Origin of the sequence: Sorangium sp. So ce176 (assembly GCF_051519835.1) — a bacterium.
Taxonomy (GTDB): Bacteria; Myxococcota_A; Polyangia; order Polyangiales; family Polyangiaceae; genus Sorangium; species Sorangium cellulosum_G.
In genome coordinates this window covers 7,948,971-7,975,371 of sequence record NZ_CP150371.1, presented here as the reverse complement: position 1 = coordinate 7,975,371, position 26,401 = coordinate 7,948,971, and the positions used below count along the sequence as shown (strand labels likewise).

At 72.9% G+C, this 26,401-nt stretch carries 20 protein-coding genes; 10 read left to right on the top strand and 10 right to left on the bottom strand.

Annotation, left to right across the window (positions count from 1 at the left end):
- Positions 1 to 5 precede the first annotated feature (5 nt).
- Complete coding sequence (locus WMF42_RS29940; protein ID WP_437686255.1) at positions 6 to 1,817, top strand: hypothetical protein; 1,812 nt, start codon at positions 6 to 8, stop codon at positions 1,815 to 1,817.
- Here the strand turns inward: WMF42_RS29940 and WMF42_RS29935 are convergent.
- Entirely contained in the window at positions 1,774 to 2,811 is a 1,038-nt protein-coding gene (locus tag WMF42_RS29935; protein ID WP_437686254.1) for an FG-GAP repeat domain-containing protein, read from the bottom strand. The two genes, WMF42_RS29940 and WMF42_RS29935, sit on opposite strands and share 44 nt — an antisense overlap.
- Positions 2,812 to 2,833: 22 nt before the next feature.
- Here WMF42_RS29935 and WMF42_RS29930 point away from each other — a divergent pair, with 22 nt between their 5' ends.
- The 7 genes from WMF42_RS29930 to rbfA all read left to right on the top strand — a co-directional run bounded on the left by WMF42_RS29930 (position 2,834) and on the right by rbfA (position 11,581).
- Positions 2,834 to 4,018: a phosphoglycerate dehydrogenase gene (locus WMF42_RS29930; RefSeq protein ID WP_233562165.1), complete on the top strand. Its 1,185-nt coding sequence runs from the start codon at positions 2,834 to 2,836 to the stop codon at positions 4,016 to 4,018.
- A 347-nt stretch (positions 4,019 to 4,365) separates the two neighbouring features.
- Complete coding sequence (gene rimP, locus WMF42_RS29925) at positions 4,366 to 4,950, top strand: ribosome maturation factor RimP (RefSeq protein WP_437686253.1); 585 nt, start codon at positions 4,366 to 4,368, stop codon at positions 4,948 to 4,950.
- Between the two features lie 30 nt (positions 4,951 to 4,980).
- Entirely contained in the window at positions 4,981 to 6,624 is a 1,644-nt protein-coding gene (nusA, locus tag WMF42_RS29920; RefSeq protein WP_061611001.1) for a transcription termination factor NusA, read from the top strand.
- 23 nt (positions 6,625 to 6,647) lie between these two features.
- Positions 6,648 to 7,652: a DUF448 domain-containing protein gene (locus tag WMF42_RS29915; protein WP_437686252.1), complete on the top strand. Its 1,005-nt coding sequence runs from the start codon at positions 6,648 to 6,650 to the stop codon at positions 7,650 to 7,652.
- A 15-nt stretch (positions 7,653 to 7,667) separates the two neighbouring features.
- Entirely contained in the window at positions 7,668 to 10,805 is a 3,138-nt protein-coding gene (infB, locus tag WMF42_RS29910) for a translation initiation factor IF-2 (protein WP_437686251.1), read from the top strand.
- A 9-nt stretch (positions 10,806 to 10,814) separates the two neighbouring features.
- Positions 10,815 to 11,210 carry a DUF503 domain-containing protein gene (locus tag WMF42_RS29905; protein ID WP_061608727.1) on the top strand — a complete coding sequence of 132 codons (396 nt, stop codon included), beginning with the start codon at positions 10,815 to 10,817 and terminating at the stop codon, positions 11,208 to 11,210.
- Positions 11,207 to 11,581, top strand: a complete 375-nt coding sequence (gene rbfA, locus WMF42_RS29900; protein WP_061608726.1) for a 30S ribosome-binding factor RbfA — start codon at positions 11,207 to 11,209, stop codon at positions 11,579 to 11,581. Before WMF42_RS29905 ends, rbfA begins: the two co-directional genes overlap by 4 nt.
- A gap of 52 nt (positions 11,582 to 11,633) precedes the next feature.
- On the opposite strand, the gene aat is transcribed toward rbfA, so the two are convergent.
- The 5 genes from aat to WMF42_RS29875 form a co-directional block, all read right to left on the bottom strand.
- Positions 11,634 to 12,356 carry a leucyl/phenylalanyl-tRNA--protein transferase gene (gene aat / locus WMF42_RS29895; RefSeq protein WP_437686250.1) on the bottom strand — a complete coding sequence of 241 codons (723 nt, stop codon included), beginning with the start codon at positions 12,354 to 12,356 and terminating at the stop codon, positions 11,634 to 11,636.
- 62 nt (positions 12,357 to 12,418) lie between these two features.
- Positions 12,419 to 13,420, bottom strand: a complete 1,002-nt coding sequence (locus tag WMF42_RS29890; protein ID WP_061608724.1) for a glycosyltransferase — start codon at positions 13,418 to 13,420, stop codon at positions 12,419 to 12,421.
- A 56-nt stretch (positions 13,421 to 13,476) separates the two neighbouring features.
- Positions 13,477 to 14,802: an ergothioneine biosynthesis protein EgtB gene (gene egtB / locus WMF42_RS29885; protein ID WP_437686249.1), complete on the bottom strand. Its 1,326-nt coding sequence runs from the start codon at positions 14,800 to 14,802 to the stop codon at positions 13,477 to 13,479.
- 56 nt (positions 14,803 to 14,858) lie between these two features.
- The gene (locus WMF42_RS29880; protein WP_061608730.1) at positions 14,859 to 15,617 is read right to left on the bottom strand and encodes a hypothetical protein; all 759 of its coding nucleotides are present in this window, start codon (positions 15,615 to 15,617) and stop codon (positions 14,859 to 14,861) included.
- An 84-nt stretch (positions 15,618 to 15,701) separates the two neighbouring features.
- Positions 15,702 to 18,572, bottom strand: a complete 2,871-nt coding sequence (locus tag WMF42_RS29875; protein WP_437686248.1) for a carboxypeptidase regulatory-like domain-containing protein — start codon at positions 18,570 to 18,572, stop codon at positions 15,702 to 15,704.
- A gap of 390 nt (positions 18,573 to 18,962) precedes the next feature.
- On the opposite strand from WMF42_RS29875, the gene WMF42_RS29870 reads away from it, so the two are divergent.
- Both WMF42_RS29870 and WMF42_RS29865 read left to right on the top strand, forming a co-directional pair.
- The gene (locus tag WMF42_RS29870) at positions 18,963 to 20,387 is read left to right on the top strand and encodes a sigma-54-dependent transcriptional regulator (RefSeq protein WP_437686247.1); all 1,425 of its coding nucleotides are present in this window, start codon (positions 18,963 to 18,965) and stop codon (positions 20,385 to 20,387) included.
- Complete coding sequence (locus WMF42_RS29865) at positions 20,384 to 21,388, top strand: ABC transporter ATP-binding protein (RefSeq protein ID WP_061608720.1); 1,005 nt, start codon at positions 20,384 to 20,386, stop codon at positions 21,386 to 21,388. The genes WMF42_RS29870 and WMF42_RS29865 overlap by 4 nt, the downstream gene beginning before the upstream one ends.
- A gap of 31 nt (positions 21,389 to 21,419) precedes the next feature.
- Here WMF42_RS29865 and glmM read toward each other — a convergent pair whose 3' ends face one another.
- The 4 genes from glmM to accD form a co-directional block, all read right to left on the bottom strand.
- Positions 21,420 to 22,862 carry a phosphoglucosamine mutase gene (gene glmM / locus WMF42_RS29860; protein WP_081426537.1) on the bottom strand — a complete coding sequence of 481 codons (1,443 nt, stop codon included), beginning with the start codon at positions 22,860 to 22,862 and terminating at the stop codon, positions 21,420 to 21,422.
- A 158-nt stretch (positions 22,863 to 23,020) separates the two neighbouring features.
- Positions 23,021 to 24,076, bottom strand: coding sequence for an SDR family NAD(P)-dependent oxidoreductase (locus WMF42_RS29855; RefSeq protein ID WP_437686246.1), 1,056 nt, complete (start codon positions 24,074 to 24,076; stop codon positions 23,021 to 23,023).
- Between the two features lie 144 nt (positions 24,077 to 24,220).
- Positions 24,221 to 25,543 (bottom strand): bifunctional folylpolyglutamate synthase/dihydrofolate synthase, encoded by a 1,323-nt coding sequence (locus WMF42_RS29850; RefSeq protein WP_437686245.1) that lies wholly within the window; start codon positions 25,541 to 25,543, stop codon positions 24,221 to 24,223.
- On the bottom strand, positions 25,540 to 26,397 hold the full coding sequence (gene accD, locus WMF42_RS29845) for an acetyl-CoA carboxylase, carboxyltransferase subunit beta (RefSeq protein WP_061612515.1): 858 nt from the start codon (positions 26,395 to 26,397) through the stop codon (positions 25,540 to 25,542). The genes WMF42_RS29850 and accD overlap by 4 nt, the downstream gene beginning before the upstream one ends.
- Positions 26,398 to 26,401 lie beyond the last annotated feature (4 nt).

Here is a 26,401-nt window from a genome sequence, read left to right as displayed (position 1 = left end):
GGGCCTTGCGTCGCGCATCGATCGTGCTGGTGCGCTGCGCGCTCTCGCTCTCCGGAGCGCTCCTCGCGGCCGCGGCGCACGCCCAGCAGCGCGCGCCGGCCGCGCCCGCTGAGCACGCGGGCTACTCGAGCTACGAGAGCGCCACGATCGAGCGCGCCCTCGCGCGCGTCGGCGCGCCCCTCGATCCTGCCCCCGAGGGCAAGATCGTCGAGGCGATCGACGTGGTCCCGTTCGAGGTGATCGAGGACCGCGATCCGGCGCCCGGCTTCCTGAACTGGTTCCACGTCCTCTCGAGGCCGTACGTCATCCGGCGCGAGGTGCTGCTCTCTGTCGGGCGCCCCTACGAGCAGGCGCTCGCCGACGAGTCGGCGCGCATCCTGCGCGGCCTGAGCCAGCTCTCGCTCGTCCTCGTCTTCGCCGTGCGCGGCAGCGCGCCGGACCGGGTGCGGGTCGCCGTCGCCACCAAGGACGTCTGGAGCCTGCGCCTCAACTCGAACTACCGCTTCGCCGGCGGGGAGCTCGAGTACCTGTTCCTGCAGCCCGCCGAGACGAACCTGTTCGGCGTCCACCACACCATCGCGGCGCAGCTCGCGCTCGATCCGGGCGCGCTCTCGCTCGGCGTCGCCTACGCGATGCCGCGGGTCGGGGGCAGCCGCGTGCGGCTGCGGACCGAGCTGAACGCGATCGTCGATCGCGAGACCGGCGCGCTCGAGGGCTCCAGCGGGACGTTCGTGTACGGGCAGCCGCTCTACGCGACGGAGGCGGAGTGGGCCTGGGAGGCCGAGGTCACCTGGCGCGACGAGGTGACCCGCCGCTTCATCGGCACGCGGCTCGCCACCTTCGACGCCGCGGTGACGCCCGGGGACGACCGCATCCCTTACCGCTACCGGAGCGACCTCCTGGTCGGCGGCTACACGGTCACGCGCAGCTTCGGCGGCCGCGGCGCGGGGAGGTCGTCGGGCGTGAAGCACGACCTCTCGGTGGGCATCGAGGCGAGCCGCAAGGTCTACCGCGTGGACGAGCGCGCGGGCTTCGCCCCGTCGGCGGTCGCCGAGTTCGAGGAGCAGGAGATGCCCGTGAGCGACACCCGCGTCGCGCCGGTGCTCAAGTACTCCACGTACTCGACCCGCTTCTCCCGCGTGCTCGACTTCAACACGCTCGCGCTGCAGGAGGACTACCGGCTCGGCCACGAGCTCTCGATCGCGATCTACCCGGTCACGACAGCGCTCAACTCGACCCGGAGCTTCCTCGGCGTCTCCGCCGCGGCGGCGTACACGGTCGCGCTCGGCGACGGCCTCGCGCGCGCGGTGATCGAGACGGTCACCGAGCTCGATCGATCGCAGATCTTCGACGCATCGATCGAGGCGCGCGCGCGCGTGCACACGCCGAGCTTCGGCGTCGGGCGGCTCGTGTTCGACGTGCGGCTGTTCGACCGTTACCGGAACTACCTCAACCGGCGGCTGCTGCTCGGCGGCGACACGCGCCTGCGCGGCTATCCGTCGGCGGCGTTCATCGGCGAGGACGTGCTCTCCGCGAACCTGGAGTTCCGGACGCGTCCGCTCGAGATCTGGTCGTGCCAGATCGCCGGCGCCGCCTTCTTCGACGCCGGCGACGCCTTCCACGGCTACGGCGACCTGCGCCTCAAGCAGTCGGCCGGCTTCGGGGTACGGGCCCTCTTCCCGCAGCTCAACCGCGTTGTCATGCGCGCCGACTGGGGCTTCCCGCTCACGCGCGGCTACAAGGAGCCCGACGCCCTCCCGGGCGACATCGTCGTCACCTTCGGTCAGGCGTTTCCGATGCTCCCTGCGGACGAGTAGGCGCGTCGCCCGCGCCGCGCGGTCCCTCCCTGCCCGAAGCGTCGGTCGCGGCCACGCGCGCCACCCGGGCGCGGTGCGCCGCGAATGCAGGCTGCAGGCCGGGCGGCACCGGCTCCCGATCGAGCGCCGCGAGCGTCTCCTTCTCCGGCCTCCCCGCGAGCGCCGCGTGCCAGGCCTGCTCGAGCGCGCGCCGCAGGCGCGCCGCATCGTCCTTCGGCGGCTCCTGCCGCTTGCCCCCCGGACCGTTGTCGTCCGCCCTCGCGCGCGCCTCGTGGAACGCGCGCGCTGCGTCGCCCCTGTGCGTGTAGCGGCCGCCCTCGAAGCCCGCGACGTCGAGGAGATCCGGCGCGATGGGATCCCCTTCCTTCACCGGCACGCGTCCGGCGAGCTCCAACGTTCCGTCCCGATCAACATCCAGTGCAAACCGCGGCGGCGTCGCGAGCTCGACGGCGTACCGCGCGGCGCCGAGCGGCTGCACGGCCCAGATTTCCAGCTCGCCTGCCTCGTTGCTGAGCACGACGTCCGGAGCGCCGTCGCGGTTGAGATCGCTCCCGGAGCGGAACATCCCGAGCGGCTCCGCGGCGTCCGGCGCCGCGCCTGGCAGGAGCGAAGGAACGAGCCGGGTCGCCTGGCTCCGGTCCACGCGCCCGCTGTCGAGGGGCCCGGCCGCCATGACCACGCCCCGCGGCGTCGCCACGCGCACGGCCGATGTGCGGCGCCCGAGCGCGTCGGTGCTGGCATAGCCGCGCAGCACCACCTCGCCGCCGCCGCGCGGGAGCGCGCCGCGGAGCTCGACCTCCAGCTCGAGCCCGAGCTCGTCGGCCTCCACGTCGATGGCGCGCAGATGCGCATCGAGGTCCGGGGGCGCGACGTACGCGCCGAGGGGCGGCCTGCGCGCGGCGCCCCAGGGAGAAACCTGATGATCGCTGGCGCAGGAGAGGAGCAGAACGCCCATCGTCAGCGTGAGCTTTTCTGTTACCGTTCCCGTCCGCATGCGCCTGCTAGTCGCCGATAAAATGGATCTCTCGGCTCTGGAAGAGCTCAAGGTACTCGGGATCCAGATCGAGTCCCGGCCGGAGCTGACCAAGGACACGCTTCCGGCAGCCCTGGACGGAATCGGCATCCTCGTCGTTCGTTCGACGGAGGTCACGGCGAAGGCGATCGAGGCGGGACGGCAGCTCAACCTGATCGTGAGGGCCGGGGTCGGCGTGGGCACGATCGACGTCGCGGCCGCGAGCGCGCGCGGCGTGTACGTGGCGAACTGTCCCGGCAAGAACGCGACAGCGGTCGCTGAGCTGACGATGGGGTTCATCCTCGCGCTCGACCGCCGCCTGGTCGACGCGACATCCGAGCTCCGGGCCGGCCGCTGGGAAAAGGCGAAGTACTCGGTGGCCCGAGGCCTGTTCGGCCGGCGCATCGGGATCGCGGGGCTCGGCGCGATCGGCCGCGAGGTGCTGCTGCGCGCCCGCGCGTTCGGCCTCGAGCCGCACGCCTGGTCGCGCTCCCTGACGCCTGGTCGCGCCGCCAAGCTGGACGTCAGCTACGCCCGGACGCTGGAGGATCTGGCCGCCCGCTCGGACATCTTCGCCATTCACCTCACGGCGACCCCGCAGACGCGCGGCATCGTGAGCCGGAGCGTCCTCGAGGCGCTCCCCGACGGCGCCATCGTCGTCAACGCCGCGCGCCCCGAGGTGCTGGACTACGCGGCGCTCGAGGAGCTCATCCCGCGCAAGGGGCTGCGGGTCGGCCTCGACGTCTTCGCCAGCGAGCCCGACAGGCCCTCGGCGCCGTTCGAGTCGCACCTCCTCGCCCGAGGGCTCGTCTACGGGACGCCGCACATCGGCGCGCAGACGGAGCAGGCGCAGCGCGCCGTCGCCCTGGAGACGGCCCGGATCATCCGCGCCTTCATGACGGAGGAGGAGCTCCCCAACGTGGTCAACATCTGCGCGACCTCGCCCGCCCGCTACGCGGTCGTCGTCCGGATGCTGGACAAGGTCGGTGTCCTCGCGAACACGCTCAGCGTCATGAAGCGGCACGGGATCAACATCGAGGAGATATCAAACACCGTCTTCGAGGGGGCCACTGCCACCTGCACGAAGATGCGGGTCTCCGGCCGGCCGAGCGAAGCCTGCCTGAAGGAGATCGCGGCGTTCGAGGAGGTCCTGCATGTGGATATCGTCGCGCTGCCCAACCTCGCGTGACACGTGACCGGGTGACCCTGGCGTAGCCGCCGTGAAGCGCCGCGCCGTCGCCCTCCGGCGCGGCGCGGCGTGGGGGCACGTACGGACGAGCCGGCCGGGAGATCCCCGGCCGCGCAGGGGCGGTTTGCCCGTATCCCCCCTTGCATGAAGGCCCGCATTCGACTAGCTTGTCGGCCGACAACTAGGCGGATCCGCTGAGCCGGATTCCCAGTTCGGGAATCGGCTCTTTTTTTTTGGCGCAGGGGCGCCGGGCACCGTCGCCCGGGGCCCATGGCGCTGAAAAGTCCCGGATCCCCAGGGCTGACGTCTCTCACATGCCGGAACCGATGGAGCCTACGACCAGAGCCGTGTTCGATCTTGGTCGCGTCCGCGACGCGATCGCGCCGGTGCTCGCCTCGCACGGGGTCACGCTCGTCGATCTCGAGTGGACCACCGAGCGGGCGGGCTGGACGCTACGGCTCACGATCGAGCGCGAGGGGTCGGCGGATGCGGGCGGCGGCGTCACCCTGGAGGACTGCGTGGACGTGTCGCGCGACGTCTCATCGGTCCTCGACGTCGAGGATCTCATACCCAATCATTACAACCTCGAGGTCAGCTCTCCAGGCCTCGATCGGCGGCTGCGCACGGAGGCCGAGTTCGCCCGCTTCCGCGGTCGGACGGCGAAGGTGAAGCTGTCGCGCCCCGCGCCGGACGGCCAGCGGCTGCTCCGGGGCGAGCTCCTGGAGTCCTCGGAGGGGCGGGTCGCGGTCCTGGTCGACGGCAAGCGGATCGAGGTCCCGTTTTCGGATGTCGTGGAGGCGCGCCTCGTCTTCGAGCTCGCGTCGCAGCCTAAGCCCAAGAAGGGGCAGCGGCAGGGCAAGGACGCCGCCAAGGGGTCGGCTCCGCGGCCGGCTTCGCAGCGGAGCGAGCGCGGCTCCGAGAAGCGCAAGTAGAGAGAAGAAAGATCAGGAGACAGGGACGTCATGGCAACGATGGCAGCGATGCCGACCTCGGAGACGAGCCTCGGCAGCATCCTCGATCAGGTCGCGAAGGAGAAGGGGATCGACAAGAAGATCCTCGTCGAGACGATCGAGGCCGCGATCTTGAAGGCCGCGCAGAGCGTCTTCGGCCCCACCCGCGAGCTCGAGGCGCGCTTCAACGAGGACACCGGGCAGATCGACCTCTTCCAGTACATGACGGTGGTCGAGGCCGTGACGGAGCCGGAGCGCGAGATCTCCATCACTGACGTGGACAAGCTCAAGCTGGACGCGACCCTGGGCGAGGAGCTCGGCTTCCAGGTCTTCTGGCGCCCCGAGGACGCGGAGAAGGCGCGCGATCAGGACAAGGAGTACGGCGACATCCTGAAGCTCAAGCACGGCCGCACGACCTTCGGGCGCATCGCCGCGCAGACGGCGAAGCAGGTCTTGCTCCAGCGCGTGCGCGACGCCGAGCGCGATCTCATCTTCAACGAGTACAAGGATCGCAAGGGCGAGCTCATCCGCGGCATCGTGCGCCGGTTCGAGAAGGGCAACAACATCATCGTCGACATCGGCCGCACCGAGGGCGTGCTCACGTTCCGCGAGCAGACGCCGCGCGAGACGTACCGGCCCGGGGACCGCATCGTCGCGTACGTGAAGGACATCGATCGCGAGGCGCGCGGCCCGCAGGTCATCCTCTCCCGCTCCGACCCGCGCCTCGTCGAGAAGCTCTTCGAGGCCGAGGTCCCCGAGATCTACGAGGGCATCGTGCGGATCGTGTCGGTCGCCCGCGAGCCGGGCGCCCGCTCGAAGATCGCCGTGACGAGCCGCGACGCGGACGTCGACCCGGTGGGCGCGTGCGTCGGCATGAAGGGCTCGCGCGTGCAGGCGGTGGTCCAGGAGCTCCGCGGCGAGAAGATCGACATCGTGCCGTTCGACCGCGATCCGGCGCGCTACGTCATCGCCGCGATCCAGCCGGCCGAGGTGCACAAGGTGATCGTCGACGAGGCGGACGGGCGCATGGAGCTCGTGGTCCCCGACGAGAAGCTGTCGCTCGCGATCGGGCGCAAGGGCCAGAACGTGCGGCTCGCCGCGCAGCTCACGAACTGGAAGCTCGACATCATCAGCGAGACGAAGTTCAAGCAGATGGAGGAGGAGGCGATCTCCGCCCTCCAGCAGATGGACGTCGTGACGGAGCAGATCGCGAAGTCCATGTACCGGCTCGGCTTCCGCGCGCTGGAAGAGGTGAGCGAGGCGTCCGTCGAGGAGCTCGCCGCCATCCCGGGCCTCGGCGGCGCCGAGGCCGCCGAGCGGATCAAGGCGCAGGCGGACACGACGATGGAGCGGCTCCGGCAGGAGCGCATCCGCTCCGCGAGCTCGCGCACCGAGCCGCTCACCGATCGCGAGCGGCTGATGTTCATCCGCGGCGTGGGCGACCGGACGGTGGTTCTGCTGGAGGAGGCCGGGTACCGCAGCGTGGAGGACGTGCTGCGGGAGGACGAGGATCGGCTGGCGATCCGGACGGGGCTCGGCATCAAGAAGGCGCGCGCGATCAAGCAGGGCGCGCGGGATTTCGTTGAAAGCGAGCAGAAGGTGCTCGATGCGGCGCGGGCGGATGTTCGTCGCGCCGCGGAGGCGAGGCACGCGTAGGCTGGGGGTCGAGAGGATCGAGGATGGAATCCGCGGTGAGCAGACAGATCGGCGCAGGTGAGCGCGAGGCCCCCGAGAAGGGGCGCGTGCGCACGTGCGTCGGCTGCGGGGAGCGCGTCGGCGTCGATGACGCCCGCGGCGCCCGTCCGCTCGTCCGGCTCATCCTCGGCCCCGGCGGCGTGATCGCTGTCGATCCGGGCGACGGAGGCTTCGGGCGCGGCGCGCACGTCCACCCGCGGAAGGACTGCCTGGCGGGGGCGGTGGCCCGGGGCCTGGCGCGCGCCGCCAAGGGGCGTGTCCACGCGATCGTGGGGAGCGCAGGCCGGGACGTGGAGGGCGCCGGCGCTCAGGTCGCGCCGGGCGCGGAGCCGCTCACGACCGTCTCGCTGGCGCGGGCGATCCGCGAGGCGACGGAGCGCCGCATCCAGGGGCTCCTCCGTTCCGCGGTGCGCTCGCAGAGCGCGGCGATCGGGGCGGATGCTGTCGTGGCGTCGTGCGAGCGGGGCGAGGCCGCGCTCGTGCTGGTCGCGTGCGACGCGGCGGGGGACGCAGATCTGCCGGAGGTCCGGCGGGCGATCGCCGAGGGGCGCGCCGTCGCGTGGGGCAGCAAGCAGGCGCTCGGCGCCCTCGCTGGCGGCGCGCGCGAGCTCGGCGTGGCCGTGATGGCCCTCTCGTCGGCGTCGATCGCCGCCGCCGTCGCGACAGCAGTTCACGTGGTGGATACTTGCGCCCGGATCGAGCGGGGCGAAGACGAAGCAGCGGGTGGGCGCGGCCGAGCCGGTCGACGGGGTCGGCCGGCGCGGCATGCGTCCACGCGGTCGGAGCAGGGCGCGCGGCCTGCTAGCGGCGAGGAGCCGCCGACGCCAGATAGTGGGGTCGGTCGGCTTCTTGCAACTGCGCCGGGGACCGGGGAAGGCGGCGCGGTCGGGGGCAGGGGGGGTGTGTCCGGTTCCGCCGGACGCGCCTCGACGGTGGACAGAGTGGCCGCAAATTATCCCCCGCGCGGATGGGTGAGGCGGATTGGTTAACGTGGAGCGAGGTGCATGAGCAAAGTCCGGGTCTACGAGGTCGCCAAGCAGCTGAACATGGACCAGAAGACGCTGGTCGCGCTCTTCCAATCCATGGGTATAGGCGACGTGCGCAATCACATGAGCGCCGTCGAATCCGACGTCGTCGAGCGGGTCAAGCGGCACCTCGAGCGGCAGAAGTCGCCTGAGGTGGTGGAGGAGCGGATCCGCCCGACGGTCGTCAAGCGCCGCGCGCGGCCCGGGGCTGAGCCCGAGCCGGCCGAGGTGCCCGTGCGCGCGGCTCCCGAGCCGGCGCCTTCTCGGCCCGCGGCTGCGCCGGCTCCCATTTCTCCGCCCGAGCGCGCCGCTCAGGAAGAAGCGCAGGTCCGTCGCCCCGCTCCGCCGCCGCCCACCGCTCCCGCTGCAGCGCCCCCGGCGCCCGCTCCCGAGCCGGTGGTCGCAGCGAGCCCGCGCGAGCCCGCGCCGGTCCCCGCCCCCAGCGCGCCCGCTCCCGCAGCGCCCGCCCCCGTCGCGGCTGTCTCCGACGCGCCGCCCGTCGCGGCCACGCCGGCAGGGCCCGCCGAGCCGGCGCCGCCTGCGCCGTCCGCCGTGCCCGCTGCTCCGGCGGCGCCCACACCCGCCGCGGCGCCTGCGTCCGTCGAGGTGAAGGCGACCTCGCCGGAGCCGAAGCCGGCAGCCGCCGCCGCGGCGCCGCCGCCCGAGACCGCTGCGGCGCCAGCGCCCGCCGCGCCCGAGCCCACCGCGGCGCAGGCTGCGGCGCCCGCTCCGGCGCAGGCTACAGCGCCCGCGGCGCCCGCGCCCACCGCGGCGCAGGCAGCAGCGCCCGCTCCGGCGCAGGCAGCGCCCGCCCCCGCGCAAGCGGCCGCACCCGCGGCGCCTGCTCGTGCGACGTCCGCGCCTGCCGCGTCCGCGCCGAGCCGGCAGTCCTCCGCGCCTGCCCCGGCGCAGGCGTCGTCTCGGCCGGCGTCCGCCGCGTCGCAGCGGCCGGGAGCGCCCGGATCGATGAGCGCGTCCCGTCCGCCGCCCCGTCCGACGTCGCCGCCCGGGGCGGCGCCCGCGGCCAAGCCGGAGGACACGGCGGCCGGCGCGTCCGCTCAGGCGCCGCGCCGCCCGTCCTCGCCGCCGAAGACCGGCATCGAGGTGTGGCAGGGTCGTCCCGGCGTCACCATGCCCGCCCCCCGCCCCGGCCCGCCGCCGGCGCGGCGCACGACCTACGATCCGCGCGCCAACGCCCAGCAGGCGCGCCCCGGCGGTCCCAGCTTCGGGCCCGGCGGCCGGTCCATGCCCGGCGGCCGGAACACGCGCCCGGGGACCTTCGGTCGGCGTCCGGGAGGCGGCGGTCTCCCGCGCAAGCCGGTCCAGGTCTCCACGCAGGAGATGGCCTCGCACAAGAAGGTCATCAAGATCGAGGAGCAGGTCACCCTCCAGCAGCTCGCCGCGAAGATGAGCCTGAAGGCGACCGACGTGCTCATGCGGCTCCTGTCGATGGGCATGACGGGCGTGAACATCAACAGCACGCTCGACGCCGACACAGCGAAGATCCTCGCGAGCGAGTTCGGCTGGAGCGTCGAGGACGTGGCCGTCAGCGAGCAGGACACGCTGACAGCGGCCATGCAGGCCGGGGTCGACATCGACGAGGACGTCGAGATCCGTCCGCCCATCGTCACCGTCATGGGCCACGTCGACCACGGCAAGACGTCGCTGCTCGACCGGATCAGGAAGGCGGCCGTCGCCGAGGGCGAGGCGGGCGGGATCACGCAGCACATCGGCGCTTACCGCGTCGAGACGCCCCGCGGGACGATCGCCTTCCTCGACACGCCGGGCCACGAGGCGTTCACGGCGATGCGCGCCCGCGGCGCCTCGCTCACGGACATCGTGATCCTGGTGGTCGCGGCCGACGACGGCGTGATGCCTCAGACCAAGGAGGCGATCTCGCACGCCCAGGCGGCGAAGGTGCCGATCATCGTCGCGGTGAACAAGATCGACAAGCCCGGCGCCGACGAGGACAAGATTAAACGCGACCTCGCCTCGCTCGGGCTCCAGCCCGAGGAGTGGGGCGGCGAGACGATGTTCTGCAGCGTCTCGGCGAAGCAGGGGACGGGCATCGACCAGCTCCTCGAGTCGGTCCTGCTCCTCGCCGAGGTCCAGGACCTGCGCGCCAACCCGAAGAAGCGCGCCAGCGGCACCGTCATCGAGGCCCTGCTCGATCGCGGCCGCGGCCCGGTCGCGCGCGTCATGATCCAGGACGGCACGCTCCGCACGGGCGACATCCTCCTGGCCGGCGCCGCGTGGGGCAAGGTCCGGGCGATGACCGACGAGCTCGGGCGCTCCGTCGCCGAGGCCGGCCCCGCGACGCCCGTCGAGGTCCTCGGCCTCAACGAGGTGCCGAGCGCGGGCGATCCCGTCCACGCCGTGAAGGACGGGAAGACCGCGGAGGAGATCGCCGAGACCCGCCGCAAGAAGGCGTCGAAGACGCTGATCCCGCAGGACTCGCGCGTCTCGCTCGAGTCGATCACGAAGAACCTGCAGGAGGCCGATCAGCTCGAGCTCAAGCTGATCATCAAGGGCGACGTGCAGGGCTCGGTCGAGGCGATCACCCACGCGCTGGCGAAGCTCTCGACCGAGCGGGTGAAGGTCACCATCGTGAACGGCGCCGTCGGCGGCATCACCGAGGGCGACGTCAACCTGGCGGTCGCGTCGAAGGCGATCATCGTCGGCTTCAACGTCCGGTCGGCCGGCAAGGCGGGCGCGCTGGCCGAGAACGAGGGCGTCGAGATCCGGCTCTACAACATCATCTATAACGCCGTCGACGACATCCGAAGCGCGATGGAGGGGCTCCTCCCCGCGACGAAGGTGGAGAAGGTCCTCGGCCGCGCCGAGGTCCGCCAGGTCTTCAAGATCACGAAGGCGGGCATCGTCGCCGGCTCCATGGTCATCAGCGGCTCGGTCAAGCGCACCGCCGAGGCGCGCCTCATCCGGGAAAACGTCGTGGTCTGGACGGGGCGCCTCTCGGGGCTGCGCCGCTTCAAGGACGACGCAAAAGAGGTGGTCGAGGGCTTCGAGTGCGGTATCTCGCTCGATGGCTACTCGGACATCAAGGAGCGCGACATCATCGAGAGCTTCGAGATCGAAGAGGTCAAGACGAAGCTCTGAGTTTCCTAGATGTTCGTCGGCGTCCTCCGTCTCCGCCTCGATATCGTCGGGGCCCGCTCCCTCAAGGACAAGCGCAGCGTGGTGCGCTCTTTGAAGGAGCGGGCGCAGAGCCGCATGCGCGTGTCGATCGCCGAGGTCGGCGTGCTCGACGACCCGCGGCGGGCGACGCTCGGCGTCGCGGTCGTCTCGAACTCGGCGGCGATGTGCGACAGGGTCCTCGCGGATGTGGCCGCGATGGCCGGGTCGCTGCCCCACGCCGTCCTCACCGATCGGGCGACCGAGATCGTGCCGTTCGGCGAGGGTGGGATGGGTGTGCAGGGCGGCATCGAGCAGGCGCTCGATCGCGGCCATGAGGATCTGGGAGCGCCCTCGGGCATGTTCGAGGACGCAGAGGACGACGAATGAGCGGCACGGTGAAGCGGGCGACGCGGGTGGCCGAACGGCTCCGCGAGGATCTGTCCAATCTGCTGCGGGAGCTGCGCGACCCGAGGCTCGCCGGCGTGCTCGTGTCGCGCGTGGACATCACGGACGATCTGCAGAGCGCCAAGGTCCACGTGCGCCACGAGTTCGGGGCGGAGGACGAGGCGTCGCGCCGCGCGCTGCTCAAGGGGCTCGACGCGGCGTCGGGCCGGCTGCGCAGGGACGTCGCCCGCACGATGGGGCTGCGCGTCGTGCCGACGCTGCGCTTCTTCTACGACGAGGGCCCCGACGCCCAGCGGCGGATCGAGGAGCTGCTGCGGGAGATCAAGGACGACTCGGGCGGCGAGCGCTCCTAGCGCCTAACCCCGAGCGCCGGGGACGGCCCGGGCGCGCCGCGTCCGGAGGCGATCACCGGGGGATGAGCTGGTCGATCGCCTGCGCGGGCTCGAGCTCGAAGCGCCACGGACCCATCTTCGTCGGGGCGTCGAGCGCCGTCCTCAGGGCGCGGAGGAACTCGCGCCGCGGCCACTCCACGGCGCCGAAGCGCTCGAGGTGGTCCGTGTACACCTGGCAGTCCACCAGCGCGAAATCCCAGGCGACGAGGTGCCCGAGCAGCGTCGCGAACGCGACCTTCGAGGCGTCGGGCGCGCGCGCGAACATGGACTCGCCGAAGAACATCCGGCCCAGCGACACGCCGTAGAGGCCGCCCACGAGCTCGCCGTCGGACCAGCTCTCGATGCTGTGCGCGATCCCGGCGGCGTGCAGCGCTGTGTACCCGGCGATGAGCTCCTCGGTGATCCACGTGCCGCTCTGCCCCGGCCGCGGCGTCTCGCTGCAGGCCCGCATGACGTCCGCGAACGCCGTGTCGGCCCGCACCTCGATCCCGCCCCGCCGCACCCGCTTGCGCAGCGAGTGCGGGATGTGCGCCTCGCGCGGCGGCAGCACGAAGCGCGGGTCCGGAGAGAACCAGAGCAGCGGCAGCCCCTCGTGGGGCCACGGGAAGATGCCCCGGCGGTAGCCGGCCAGGAGCCGCTCCGGCGAGGCCTCGCCGCCCACGGCCACGATCCCCTCCGGGGTCGCGCGCTCGGGCGGAGGGAAGTCGAGCTTGCTCGTGAGCAACGGGACGCGCATCGCTGTGGAGCGAATCCTCCCATCAGCGCGGGCGCTTGCAAAGCGTCGCTCGGCGCGCGCGCTCAGGAGGCGCACACATAGTCGGAGCCCTCGACGAAGCCGCGCGCCCCGAGGTGAGCGCGGATGAGCGCGCGTGCCCCCCGCGCCCCGACGGCGACAACGATCGTCTGCGCGCCTCGCTCCAGCCGCGACGGGTCGACGATCGGCGCGCCCTGCGCCGTCCGGCCGATCTTGCGCGGATCGATGTCCACGAACCGCTCCGGCGGAGCGCCGTTCCGGGCGAGCGCCCTCGCCAGCTTCCGGCCGGTCTTGCCCGCGCCCCACACAGCCACGGGGCGCGCCGTGCCCAGCTTCCTCGCGAGGTAGTGCGCCTTGGCCTCGAGGAAGCGCTCGATGGCGTACCGCGGATCCGCGAACGTGGCGCGGCCCTCGCGATGCCGCCAGCGCAGGCCGAGCTCCGGGAGCTTCGCCATCCGCACGCCCGCGGCGTCGAGGCGCAGCCACAGATCGTAGTCCTCGGCCCACGGGGCCTCCTGGAACCCGCCGACCTGCTCCAGCGCGCTTCGCCGCAGCATCACCGACGGGTGGCACAGCGGGGACTCCACGAACATCTCCCGCGCGTGATCCTCGGGCGTGATGATCGAGTTCAGCCAGTCCACGTAGCGCAGCATGCCCTCGCCGACCGGGCCGGCCGCGAACGCCTCGACGCGGGCGCCCACGACGCCGAGCCGCGGATCGCTCCGGAGCGCCTCGACCTGCCGCGCGAGCCGACCGCCGACCGAGATGTCGTCGCCGTCCATGCGCGCGAGGAGCTCGCCGCGCGCTGCCTCCGTCGCGCGCGAGAGCGCCCGCGCGATCCCCACGCCGCCCGTCGCGACGGGGACGACCCGGCGGTCGCGCTGCGCGACGCGCGCGACAGTGGACGGGCCGGCGTCGGTCGAGCCGTCGTCCACGGCGATGACCTCGAGGTCGACGTCGCGCTCGGCGAGCACGCTCTCCAGCGCCTCCTCGATCGTCGCCTCTGCCTGCCGGTACGGGAGCAAGACGGAGACGAGCGGCGCCACGCCAGGACCATGGCGGCGCGCCGGCGCAGCGTCCAGGAGAAGGGGGCGCGACCGCGTCAGACGTCGCGGGCCAGCCGGATGCCGCTCATCTGCCAGCGCGCGTCCGGCGGGAAGAAGTTCCGGTACGTCGCGCGGATGTGGCTCGCAGGGGTCGCGCAGGACCCGCCGCGGAGCACGAGCTGGTTGCTCATGAACTTGCCGTTGTACTCGCCGAGCGCCCCCGACCACGGGCGAAACCCGGGGTACGGCGCGTACGCGCTCGACGTCCATTCCCACACGTCGCCGAGCATCTGCCGCGGGGCTCCCGGCCGCGATGGAGCGACCGCGGGCTCGGGGTGATAGCGCCGGCGCTCGGCGAAGTTCCCCTCGAGCGCCGCCTCGCCCGGCGCGGCGTCGCCGCCGCTCTCCTCCGCGCCGGCGAGCGCGCCCTGCGCCGCGGTCTCCCACTCGGCCTCGGTCGGGAGCCGCGCGCCTGCCCACCGGGCGTAGGCGTCGGCCTCGTAGTAGCTCACGTGGCAGACGGGCTCGTCGACGTCGACCTCACGGAGCCCGTGGAGCGTGAACAGCTCGAACCCGCCGTCGCGGCGCTCCCAGTAGAGCGGCGCCTCCCACCGGTTCGCCACGACCGCGTCCCAGCCGCTCGACAGCCAGAGCCCCGGCCGCGCGTAGCCGCCGTCCCGCATGAACGCGAGGTACTCGCCGCACGTCACCGGCCGCTCGGCGAGCGCGAACGCGCCAACGAACACGCGGTGGCGCGGCGCCTCGTTGTCGAACGCGAACGCGCCCCCGCCATGGCCGATCCAGCGCACGCCCTCGGCGTGATCGAGGTAGCGGAGCTCCCCGGCCGCGCCGCCGCCCCGGCCCGGCTGCGCGCCGCCGAAGATCGCAGGGCGCAGCGGGTTCTGCGCCATCGCGTGCTTCAGGTCGGTCAGGATCAGCTCCTGGTGCTGCTGCTCGTGGTGCAGCCCCACCTCGATCGTGAACGCGAGGTCGGCGACGTGTCGGCCCGCGGCGAGCTCGTCGAGCAGCGCCCGCATGCGCTCGTCGACATGGCGCCGGTAACTGTAGGTCTCCTCCACGGTCGGCCGCGACAGGACCCCTCGCTGCGGCCGGCTGTGCCGCTCCCCCACGCTCACGTAGTACGAGTTGAAGAGGTACCCGAACTGCGGGTGGAACGGCGTGTACCCGGCGCGCTCCCCGAGCACGAACGTCTCGAAGAACCAGGTCGTGTGCGCGAGGTGCCACTTCACCGGGCTCGCGTCCGGCATCGACTGGACGACGTGGTCCTCGGGGCAGAGCGGCGCGCAGAGCGACTCCGTGAACGCCCGGACGGCGTCGTACCGCGCTCTCAGCCCGCCCGCGACGCGTTGCGCCTGTTCCATCGCGTTCCCTGGGATCCTTTGGTGTACGCGAGGCGCCTCGCCCCGGCGCGCGTCGCCTAGCGCTTCTTGAAGTCGCCGAGGTGCGTGACGTACCAGCGACCCTGCCAGGAGATGATCGTGTGGACGTCGATGCTCGCCGGCCTTCCGTCGATCTCGTACTTCAGCTTGCCGTGCAGGGAGCGGTAATAGCCGATCTTGTTGACCTCGGCTCCCGGCGGCACCCACTTCGGCCTGGAGCCGACCTCGAAGCCGACGAACCGCGCGCCCTCCCAGCTCTTGCGCTTCCGGTGCATCGCCTTCACGTCGTTGAGGTAGGCGGCGTGGAGGTTGTCCCAGTACTTGCCGGGGTCCTTCACGTCCTTGAGCGGGATGAACGGCTCCTTCGGGAACCAGAACGGATCGGCCAGCGCCGGCTCGTTCTTCACGATGGCGTCGAACAGCGCGCTGGCCCGCGCGGTGAGCTCCTGGCCCTCGAGCGGCGGCAATATCTTGTTCGTCGCAGAGAACGCCGCGTCGCCGGCGTCGGGCGGAGGCGCCGATCCCGGCTGGAGAGCCCCGTCGGCCGCGGCCGTCTCGGCGCCCGTGCGAGCGCCTCCGTCGCCGAGCGGCTCCGGCGTCGCCGCGTCCTGCGGAGGTGGCGCCGACGCCGCCCCGGCCGCGCCCGCGCCTGACGTCGCTGTTGCAGCTGCCGCCTTCGGCGAGGTGCCGGCCGAGGGGAGCTGAGCGCTCTCGGCGGGCCGGGCGTCCGGCGCCGGCGTCGGCGCCGCGCAGCCCATCACCGCGGCGAGCGCGCCCACGACGACCTGCTTGATCATGCGCATGCCCCTATCGCAGCGCCCCGGCGCCGACAAGCGACGCTGGGGCGCGGCAGGGCCGCCCGCCCGACGGGCGGACGTGGCTCACTTCTCGAGGATGATGAACTGCACGCGCCGGTTCTTGGCCTTGTTCGCGGGCGTGACGTTCGGCGCGACCGGACGGTCCTGCCCGTAGCCCTTCGCGGCCAGCCGCGAGCCGTCCACGCCGGCCCTGATCAGCCAGGCTCGCACGGAGTTCGCGCGGGACTCGCTGAGGGTCTGGTTGTGCTCTCGCCCGCCGGTGTTGTCCGTGTGCCCCTGGATCTCGACCTTGCGGATGTTCGGATTCCGCTGGAGCACGTCCGCGATCTCCTCCATCAGCGCGTTCGAGTCGCCCAGGATCTTCGCCGAGTCGGTCTCGAAGTGGATCTGCCTCGAGATCTTGATCTCGTTGCCCTGCACCTTCACGAGCGAGACCTTCGGCCGCTTGTTCACCGTGAGCTGCGCGCGCGTGTCCTCGCTGGTCCGGACGTCGGCCTGGTTGACGTGGTTCATGTAGCCCTGCGCCTCGACCTTGAGCGTCACCGCGCCGGCCGGAAGATCGGGGAAGCGGAAGGCGCCGCTCGCGTCGGTCGTCGCGGTCTGCTCGCGCCCCGCCGCGTCGACGAGCCGGATCGTCGCGCCGGCGACCGCGTCCCCGCTCTCGGCGTCCTTCACCGTCCCGACGACGTTGCCGGTCTTGGGAAGCGCCTCGAGCGAGCAGTCGACGTCCACGAACGTGGTCCCCTGCGGCTGCGCCGGGCTCGGCGCCATGCCGGGCAGCCCTGGCTGCGGTCCGAACTGACCCGGCTGCCCCGGCTGCGGACCGAAGCCGCCGGGCTGGGGACCGAACTGACCGGGCTGCGGACCGAAGCCGCCGGGCTGTTGCGGACCGAAGGCGCCCGGCTGTCCGGGCTGCGGACCGAAGGCACCGGGCTGTTGCGGACCGAAGGCGCCCGGCTGTCCGGGCTGCGGACCGAAGGCACCGGGCTGCCCGGGCTGCGGACCGAACTGACCGGGCTGCGCGCCGAAGGGCGCCGGCTGCGCGCCGAAGGCGTCGGGCTGCCCGGGCTGCGGGCCGTACGCCCCAGGCTGCCCAGGCGCTGCCCCGCCCGCGAGGATCGTCGCCTGGCACGTGCCCGGCTTGTAGCCGTTCGCCCGCACGCTGAACGTGTACGTCCCCGGCTCGAGGTGCCGCGTGAGGAAGCGGCCGTCAGGCCCTGTCGCGTACGGCGGCTGCGGGACGCCCTCGACCGCGACGATCGCGTCCACCACCGCCGCGTCGGGCCGGTTCTGCTCGTGCACGAGCCCGCGCACGAAGGTCTGCGGCGCAGGCACGAGCTGCGGCGGCTCGCGGACGATCTGCGGCGCGGAGGCCGGCGGCTCCTTCTGCTTCGTGTCGTACGCGTAGCCGATCCCGAGGTAGAGCGTCCACGGCGCCTGCGGCGCGACCTCCTCGATGAACACGGAGGTCGCCGACAGCCCGAGATCGAACGCCGCGTGCCCGGACAGCCCGCGGAACGCCTTCTCGAACGGCGTCACGCGCACGCCGAGCGACAGCCGCGACGGCGCCGCCGCGTAGCCCGGCCCGCCCTGGCTCTGCGGATCGGGCGACGCGAAGTCGTCGAGCCCGAGGCAGACGTCGCCGCGCGACACGCGGCTCGTGTGGCACTCGTAGCCCTGCCGGTTCACCGGGATATCGAGGGTGTACTCGAGGTACGGCTGCACCTTCGGCAGCGGCATCTCCACGCCGAGGTAGGTCTGGAAGAAGTCGACCCGGTTGATGCCGAGCCCGAACCGCTCGATGCGCGAGATCGGCTGCCGATCGCGGCCGTCCGTGAACGCCAGGGCCCGCTGCGCCTCGACCTCCTCGACGAGCACGCCGGAGTTGTCGAGCTTGTAGCCGAGGTTCAGGTTGACCCGCAGCGGGAACCCCTTGCCCTCGGGCTTGCGGAGATCGAGCGTCGCGAGCCCGCGGAAGACAGCGCTCGTCCCGCCGCCGGCCAGGCCGACGTCGCCCGTCCCGTTGAGCAGGAGGAGCTGCGCCTCGCCGCCGAAGGAGAGCGGCTTGCCGATCTTCGTCGGCGTGAACGCCTTCACGCCGAACGTCGTGTCGCCGAGCACCTGCAGCAGCCGCGGACGACCCTGATCGTTCGCGTTCGCGAACGTCCGGATCGCCGCGTAGCCCTCGAGGAAGGGCAGAGGGGTCGCGTTCAGCGCGAAGAGCGCCCCGACGTGGCTCGCCGAGTCCTCCAGCGCGTCGGGGCCGCACGTGATCGGCTGGCCCGCGGGCGTCGACTCCGTCGGATCGCAGAGGAAGCCGCTCGTCGAGAACCAGTCGAGCAGGAACGACACCCGGAAGGTGCCCGGCGCACCGGAGCCCGCATACGACGTCCTGAGGAGGCCGGTCGAGCCCCAGAGGTTCGGCTGCGCCGTGAGCGACAGCGCGCGCTCCTGCTCGTCCCACGCCGTGGAGGAGGGCGCCGTCGCGCTGGCGCGAGCGCCCTGGGCGCCGGCGGACGCCTCCGCGCCGAACGTGAAGCTCGCGTCCGGCGGCGGCTGACCTTGCGACGGCGCCGGCCCGAACTGCGGAGGCGGAGGGCCGCCCGGGAAGCCCGGCTGCGGCCCGAACTGCGGAGGCGGAGCGCCGCCCGGGAAGCCCGGCTGCTGCGGCCCGAACTGCGGGGGCGGAGGGCCGCCCGGGAAGCCCGGCTGCGGCCCGAACTGGGGAGCGTCGCCCGGCGAGCCCGGCTGCGGCCCGAACGGGCCAGGCTGGCCGGGAGGAGGCTGCGGTGCGAAGGGCGGCTGCGGTCCGAAGGGCGGCTGCGGCTGCTGCGCCTCGGCGGCGCCCGCGAGCGTGAGACAGCCGACGAGCGGCAGCGCCGTGAGCGCAGCGCGCCGGGGCCTGTCGGCGAACACCTTCAGAAGCGTATGCATCGAGCCTCATCCGCGAGGTCGATCAAGGAAACGCCCGCCAATCGGGACGGTGGAGACCTCGCGCGCGGCCCGTTGTACCACTGCGGGCGGCCCACGAAACAGCGGTTTTCGTCGGCGGCAGATTCGCGACAAGCCGCGCCGCGCAGCTCGATAAGTGCGGCCTCGCTGCGGCTTCCGCGATCTCGCCTCGAGGTGATGCCCAGTCGTCTGCGCCCTCCCGCGAGCGCTCCGCGCGCCACGTCCTCCGTCGAGCGGCGCGCGCGGCGCCCTCCCGCACGGGCGCCCCCGGGTCGCAAACGTGCTGGACCGCTGCGCCCCGCGGCCCGGGCGCTCCTCGGCCGGGCCGAGCCGCCGCCCAATCCAGCGAGCGCGCATGCTAGGAAAGCCGCCATGGCATCCCGCGGGCGTATCCTGATCGTCGACGACGAGGCCAACGCGCGCGCGGCGCTCTCCGAGATCCTGCGCGAGGAGGGGTACACCACCGAGACGGCGGCGGACGGGTTCAAGGCGCTCGGCAAGCTCGAGGAGTTCGCGCCCGATGTGGTCCTGACCGACCTGAAGATGCCGGGGCTCGACGGCATCCGGATGATGGAGAAGGCGCAGCTCGCGCTGCCGGACGCGACGTTCGTCGTGATGACCGCGTTCGGCACCATCTCGAGCGCCGTCGAGGCGGTGAAGAAGGGCGCGTACAACTACCTCACGAAGCCGCTCGATTTCTCGGTGCTGGCGGTCGTGGTCGAGCGCGCGGTCGAGCGGGCGAGGCTGCTCCAGGAGAACTCGCGGCTGCGGGAGCGGCTGCGCGAGCGCAACGCGTTCGGCCACGTGATCGCGAGCCACCCGAGCATGGTGAAGCTCGTCAGGCTTGTCGAGCAGGTGGCGCCGAGCCGCGCGAGCGTGCTGATCGTGGGCGAGACGGGCACGGGCAAGGAGCTCATCGCCGAGATGATCCACCGCGCCAGCCCGCGGGCGAAGGCGCCGCTCGTCCGGCTGAACTGCGCCGCGCTGAGCGAGTCGCTCCTCGAGAGCGAGCTGTTCGGCCACGAGCGCGGCGCCTTCACCGGCGCGGTCGGGCGCCGCGAGGGCCGCTTCGAGCAGGCGAACGGCGGCACCCTGTTCCTGGACGAGGTGAGCGAGATCCCGCTCGCCACCCAGGTGAAGCTGCTGCGCTTCCTGCAGGAGCGGACCTTCGAGCGGGTCGGCGGCAACGAGACCCTCAAGGTCGACGTGCGCATCCTCGCCGCGTCCAACCGCGACCTGCGCCAGCGCATCGCCGAGGGCCTGTTCCGGGAGGATCTCTATTACCGGCTCAACGTCGTCACCCTGGAGATCCCGCCGCTCCGCGACCGCCGGAGCGACATCCCCGAGCTCGCGACGTTCTTCCTGGGCCGCTATGCGCAGGAGAACGGCAAGCGGATCGAGGGCTTCACGGACGAGGCGCTGTCGGCGCTGACGAGCTACTCGTTCCCCGGCAACGTGCGCGAGCTGGAGAACGCGATCGAGCGCGCGGCGGTGCTCTGCGACGGCCCGCGCATCGAGCCCCGGCACCTGCCGGTCCAGATGTCGTCCGAGCCGGCGGAGGCGGCCGACGCGATGCCCCGCATCCCCGGGAGCACCATCTACGACCTGGAGCGCTACGCGATCCTGCGTACGCTCGAGGCGTGCAAGGGCTCGACCTCCAAGGCGGCGACGATCCTGGGGATCAGCCCGCGCAAGATCCAGTACAAGCTGCACGAGTACAGCGCGGCGAACGCGCGCGGCCGGGCGAGGCCGGGCGACGGGGCCGGCGAGCATCCCGAGGGTGAGGAGGGCGCATGAGCAGCGGAGCGGAGCCTCTCGTCGAGCAGCGCGCAGGGCGCGCCGCGCCAGCGCGCTCCGGCGACGAGGCGGCGGACGGCGAGCTGCTGATCGACGTGCGCGGCCTGCTGAAGACGTTCCAGGTGGGCTTCCTGCGCCGGAAGGCGGTCGAGGCGGTCAAGGGGGTGAGCTTCGACGTGCGCCGCGGCGAGATCTTCGGCTTCCTCGGTCCGAACGGGGCCGGCAAGACGACGACGATCAAGATGCTGACGGGCCTCATCTCCCCGACCGGCGGCGAGGCGTACCTGTTCGGCGCGCGCGTCCCCTCGCCCGAGGCGCGCCGGAAGATCGGCTTTTTGCCAGAGAACCCGTACGTTTACCCGTACCTCACCCCGCGCGAGTTCGTCGAGCTGTGCGGCCGCCTGTCGGGGATGCGCGGCGCGGCGCTGCGCAGGCGGGCGATGGAGGTGCTCGATCAGGTGAAGATCGCGTACGCGGCGGACCGCCAGGTGCGCCGGCTGTCGAAGGGGATGCTGCAGCGCACGGGGCTCGCCGCCGCGCTGGTCGCCGACCCGGAGATGCTGATCCTGGACGAGCCGATGAGCGGCCTCGATCCGGTGGGCCGCAAGGAGGTGCGCGATCTCATCTTCGCGGAGCGCGACCAGGGCCGGACGATCTTCTTCTCGACGCACATCCTGAGCGACGTCGAGGCGATGTGCGATCGCGTGGCGATCCTGCGCGAGGGCCAGGTCGTCGTGAGCGGCGCGATCCGGCAGCTCCTCCGGGGCGACGTGCTGCGGACCGACGTCACGCTGGCCGGCGCGAGCCGAGCGCTGCTCGCGGAGCTCGGCGCGAAGGGCTTCGCGACCTCGGTCCGGGGCGACGTCGTGGTGGTCGACGTGGAGGGCGAGGCGCGCGTGCGCGAGGTGCTCCAGGAGGCCCTCACGGCGGGCGCGCAGGTCGTCGAGGTGACGCCGCGCCGCGAGACGCTCGAGGACCTCTTCATGCGCCGCGCGCTGTGATCGACCCGCCCCTCGGGCCGGGCGGCCTCCGTCAGGCCGTGGCCCCCGCCACGTCCTGCTTGGCCGCCTCGATGATCTCGAGCGCATACGCCCCGATGGTCGACGCGTCCTCCCCCTCGACCATGACGCGCAGCTTCGGCTCCGTTCCGCTCCAGCGCACCAGGATGCGCCCCTTGTCGCCGAGCGTCTTCTCGATGCGATCCACGGTGAGCCGCGTCCGCTGCATGCTGTCGAGCGGCAGGCGCGTCGCGAACGTCGCGTTCTCCAGCACCTGAGGCACCCGCTGCATCGCCTTCGAGGCGAGCTCGCTCAGCGGCTTGTCCTCCTCCGCCATGATCGCGAGCACCTGCAGCGCCGCCACGATGCCGTCGCCCGTCGTCGCGTGATCCAGGAAGATGAGGTGCCCCGACTGCTCCCCGCCGAACGAGTAGCCGCCGTTCCGCATCGCCTCCACGACGTAGCGGTCCCCGACCGCCGTCCGCACCACGTGCCCGTTGTGCGCCTTGAGCGAGCGCTCCAGGCCGAGGTTCGACATCACCGTCGTCACGATCGTGTTCCGCGGCAGCTTGCCCGTGCGCAGCATTCGCAGCGCGCAGAGCGCCATGATCGCGTCGCCGTCCACGACCTCGCCGCGCTCGTCGACCATGATCACCCGGTCCGCGTCGCCGTCGAGCGCGATGCCGATCGCCGCGCCGCGCTTCAGCACCTCGGCCTTCACGTGCTCCGGGTGCATCGCGCCCGTCTCGCGGTTGATGTTGCGGCCGTTCGGCTTCACGCCGAGCGCGGTCACGTGCGCGCCGAGCTCGCTGAACACCAGGGGCGCCACGCGGTAGGCCGCGCCGTGCGCCGCGTCGACGACGATCTTCACGCCGTCGAGCGACAGCGCCGTGGGGAACGTGCTCTTGCAGAACACGACGTACCGCCCCCGCGCGTCGTCGAGCTTCACCGCGCTGCCGATCGCGGCCCCCACCACCCGCGCCTCATCGAGCTCGTGGCTCTCCATGAGCCGCTCGATCTCCTCCTCCTCCGAGTCGGGCAGCTTGTAGCCGTCGGGCCCGAAGATCTTGATGCCGTTGTCCTGGTACGGGTTGTGGCTCGCGCTGATCACGACCCCGGCGTCGGCCCGCATGCTCTGCGTGAGCTGCGCGACCGCCGGCGTCGGGATCGGCCCGCTCAGCATCACGCGCCCGCCCATCGCGCACACGCCGGACGCGATCGCTGTCTCGAGCATGTAGCCGGACAGCCGCGTGTCCTTCCCGATCACCACCCGCACCTGCCGGGATTTCCCGTGGCTCGCGACGAACGCGATCGCGCGCCCGAGCCGCAGCGCCATCTCCGGCGTCATCGGCGGCTGGTTCGCCACGCCGCGCACCCCGTCGGTGCCGAAGAGCTTGCGGCCTGCGGACTGCTTCTGCGGTTCGCCCGTCGCCGACGGAGCGCTCTCCTTCTGATCCTTCTTGGTGTGCTTCGGCACGGTCCCTCTCTGTGGTTTTGCGCTGAGGAGACCACCCTTAGCAACCTTTGCCAAGACAGCCTACGGGCAATCGCCGGCGCGGGACCGAGGCGCGCTCGTCGCGCCGCGCTCCGTCTCGGCGGCGCGGCCGCTCATCGCGCTCATCGCGCTCATCGCGCTCATCGCGCAGCTTCGGGCGGCGCCTCGTTGTTGCGCCGCGCCGCCTCGTTGCTCAGGCGCAGCAACACCGACCTCTGCGCCGGCGTGCGCAGGTCCCTCCCGCGCGTCGTGCCCTCCACGCCGCGCGGCGCCGGCAGCAGCGCGTTGACCAGGCCCATCAGCCGCACCGTCGCCTGCGGCGCGATCCCGTGCGCCCAGCTCAGCAGGTGCGCCGACAGCCCGAGCTTCACCTCGGGGCGCCCCTCGCGCGCCGCCGCCACCACCCGCCGCGCCGCGCGCCGCGCGTCGATCGTCGCGACAGGGATCGACGAGGCCAGGCCGAACCAGCCGAACTCGAGCTGCTGGTTGCCGCCGAACTCGGCGTTGTAGATCGACCCCGTGCGCATCGGCCCCGGGATCACCGTCGTGACGCGCGGGCCGCCCGCGCTCCCGTGGGAGAGCTCGGCCTGGAGGGTCTCCGAGAAGCCCATCATCGCGAACTTCGACGCGTTGTACCCGAGCAGGTGCGGCAAGGCGACGCGCCCGCCGATCGACACCACGTTCACGATGCGCGCCGCGCGCCCCTGCTTCTCGAGGTGCGGCAGCGCGCTGAGCGTCGCGTGGACGGCGCTCCAGTAGTTCGAGCGCATCGCCTCGTTGAGCTCCTCCACGCTGAGGTCCTGCATCGGCGCGACCTGGATCACGCCGGCGTTGTTGACGAGCACGTCGATCCGGCCGAACGCGCGCGCCGCGCCGTCGATGAACGCCTCGGCCGCGGCCCGGTCGCCGAGGTCGCACGCCGCCGTGTGCACCTCGATCCCGAGCGCCCGCAGCCGCTGCGCGGCCCGGTCGAGCGCCCCGGCGTCGCGCCCGACGATCGCCACCCGCGCGCCGTGCCGGCCGAACTCCTCGGCCAGGAGCAGCCCGAGGCCGCGGGAGCCGCCCGTGATGACCACGACCCGGCCGCGCAGGTCGAGCCGCCGCAGGGCGCGGAACGCCGTCCGCGCGAGCGCGGCCGCCCCGAGGGCTGCCGCTGGAAAGAGCACCGGCGAACGCCGCTTCTTGATGAATGCCATGACGCCGGAGCCGGCATCGCGCATGCCAGCCGGCGCGCCGTCGGGCAGCGACGCGCCTGCACATGGGCGCTCCCGCGGCGCTCCTCTGCGGTGCTCACCTGCGCCCGCTCCAGCGCTCGCGCCTGCCTCCGCGCTCGCGCCCGCTCAGAGCGCCACGACCGGATCCGGCGCGATGCCCAGCAGCGCCGACCGCACCTCGCCGACCAGGTAGATCGAGCCGGCCACGACGACGAGCCCGCCCGGCGCGGCGCCCTCGATCGCCCGGGCCACCGCCGCGCCCGGGTCGCCGATCGGCTCGCCCGGCGCGACCTCGCGCAGCGCCTCGAGCGGGGCGGCCGCGCGGCCCTGCGGCGTCACGTAGAACCGACGCTGCGCGCGCGGGGCGAGCATCTGTAGCATTTCGCCCCACCCCTTGTCGGCCATCGCGCCGAACACGAGCGCGGTGCGCGCGGCGCCCGGGCCCTCCTCGTCGAGCCACGCCGCGAGCGCCTGCGCGCCGTGCGGGTTGTGCGCACAGTCGAGCAGGACCTGGGCGCCCCCCGCGTCGATCCGCTCGAGCCGGCCGGGCCAGCGCGCCGCGGCGAGCCCCGCCGGCAGCGCCCGCTCGATCTCGGGCCACCGGCCGGCGAGCTGCCACGCGACGCCGCACGCCACGCCCGCGTTCTCCGCCTGGTGCGCCCCCCGCAGGCCGAGCTCCACCTCGATCGCGCCGCGCCCCGGCCCCGCGACGCGCGTCGCGCGCCCTCCAGGCCCCGCGCGCCCCACCGCGATCTCGCCCGCGCGCCCGCGGTGCTCCGCCCGCCCGACGCGGACGCGCGGCCCGGCGCCGACGGCCTGCGCGGCCGACTCGATCGCGGCGTCCGCCTCGGGGTCGAGCGGGCCGAGCACCGCGGGCGCGCCCGGCTTCAGGATGCCGGCCTTCTCCCTGGCGATGTCGGCCAGCGTCGGGCCGAGCAGCGCCTCGTGATCGAACGCGATCGACGTGATCGCCGTGCAGAGCGGCGCCGCGATCACGTTGGTCGCGTCGAGCCGCCCGCCGAGCCCCACCTCGAGGATCGCGAGGTCGACCCCGGCGTCGCGGAACGCCACGAACGCGGCCACCGTCAGCGCCTCGAAGAACGTGAGCGGCGAGGGGACCCGCTCGAGCGCGGCCGAGAGCGCGGCCTCGAGCGCCGCGTCGCCGATCATCTCCCCGCCGATGCGGATGCGCTCGGCGAAGCGCGACAGGTGCGGCGACGTGTAGAGGCCGGCGCGGAGCCCGGCCTCGCGCGCGATCGACTCGACCATCGCGCACACGCTGCCCTTGCCGTTGGTGCCGGCGACGTGCACCGCGGCGAGGCCGGCGTGCGGGTCGCCGAGCGCCGCGAGCGCCTCGCGCACCCGGTCGAGCCCGAGCACCATGCCGCGCGGCGCCCGCTGCCCCAGCGCCGCGAGCAGCGCCGGGAGCCGCGGCGCCGCGGAGCTCATCGCCGCGCCCGGCGACCGTCTGCGAGGTGATGGAGCAGCGTCCCGAGGTACGCCTTCATCTCGAGGCGCGGCACGATGGCGTCGACCATCCCGTGCTCGAGCAGGAACTCGGCCCGCTGGAAGCCCTCCGGCAGCGTCTGCCGGATCGTGTTCTCGATGACCCGGGGCCCGGCGAAGCCGATGAGCGCCTTGGGCTCGGCGATGTTCACGTCGCCGAGGAAGGCGAAGCTCGCCGCGACGCCGCCCGTCGTCGGGTGGAGCAGCACCGAGAAGAACGGGAGCCGCGTCTTGCGGTACCGCTCGAGCGCGGACACGCTCTTCGCCATCTGCATCAGCGAGAGGATGCCCTCCTGCATGCGCGCGCCGCCCGACGACTGGAGCAGCACCACCGGGAGCTCCTCGCGGGCCGCGCGCTCGAACAGGCGGGCGATCTTCTCGCCGACGACCGAGCCCATGCTCCCGCCCATGAAGGCGAAGACGAACGCGCCGTACGCGATGTCGCGGCCGCCCATCCGGGCCCGACCGATCTCGATCGCCTCCTTCGCGCGGCCCTTCTTGTGGAGCGCCGCGACGCGGTCGCGGTAGCTCTTGCCGTCGCTGAACCGGAGCGGGTCGTTCGGGGCGAGGTGGTCGTCCCACTGGGCGAGCTCGCCGTCGTCGAGCAGGAGCCGCCGCCAGCCGTCGGCGTCGAGCTTGTGGTGGTGGCCGCACTGCGAGCACACCTCGAAGGTGCGCGCGAGCTCGGCGGCGTCGTGCGTGTGCGCGCAGCCGTCGCAGCGACGGAACACGCCCGCTCCCAGCGAGCGCTTCTCGCTCGCGTCGGTCGTCGGCAGGGTCTTTTCGGGCCAGGTCATCGGC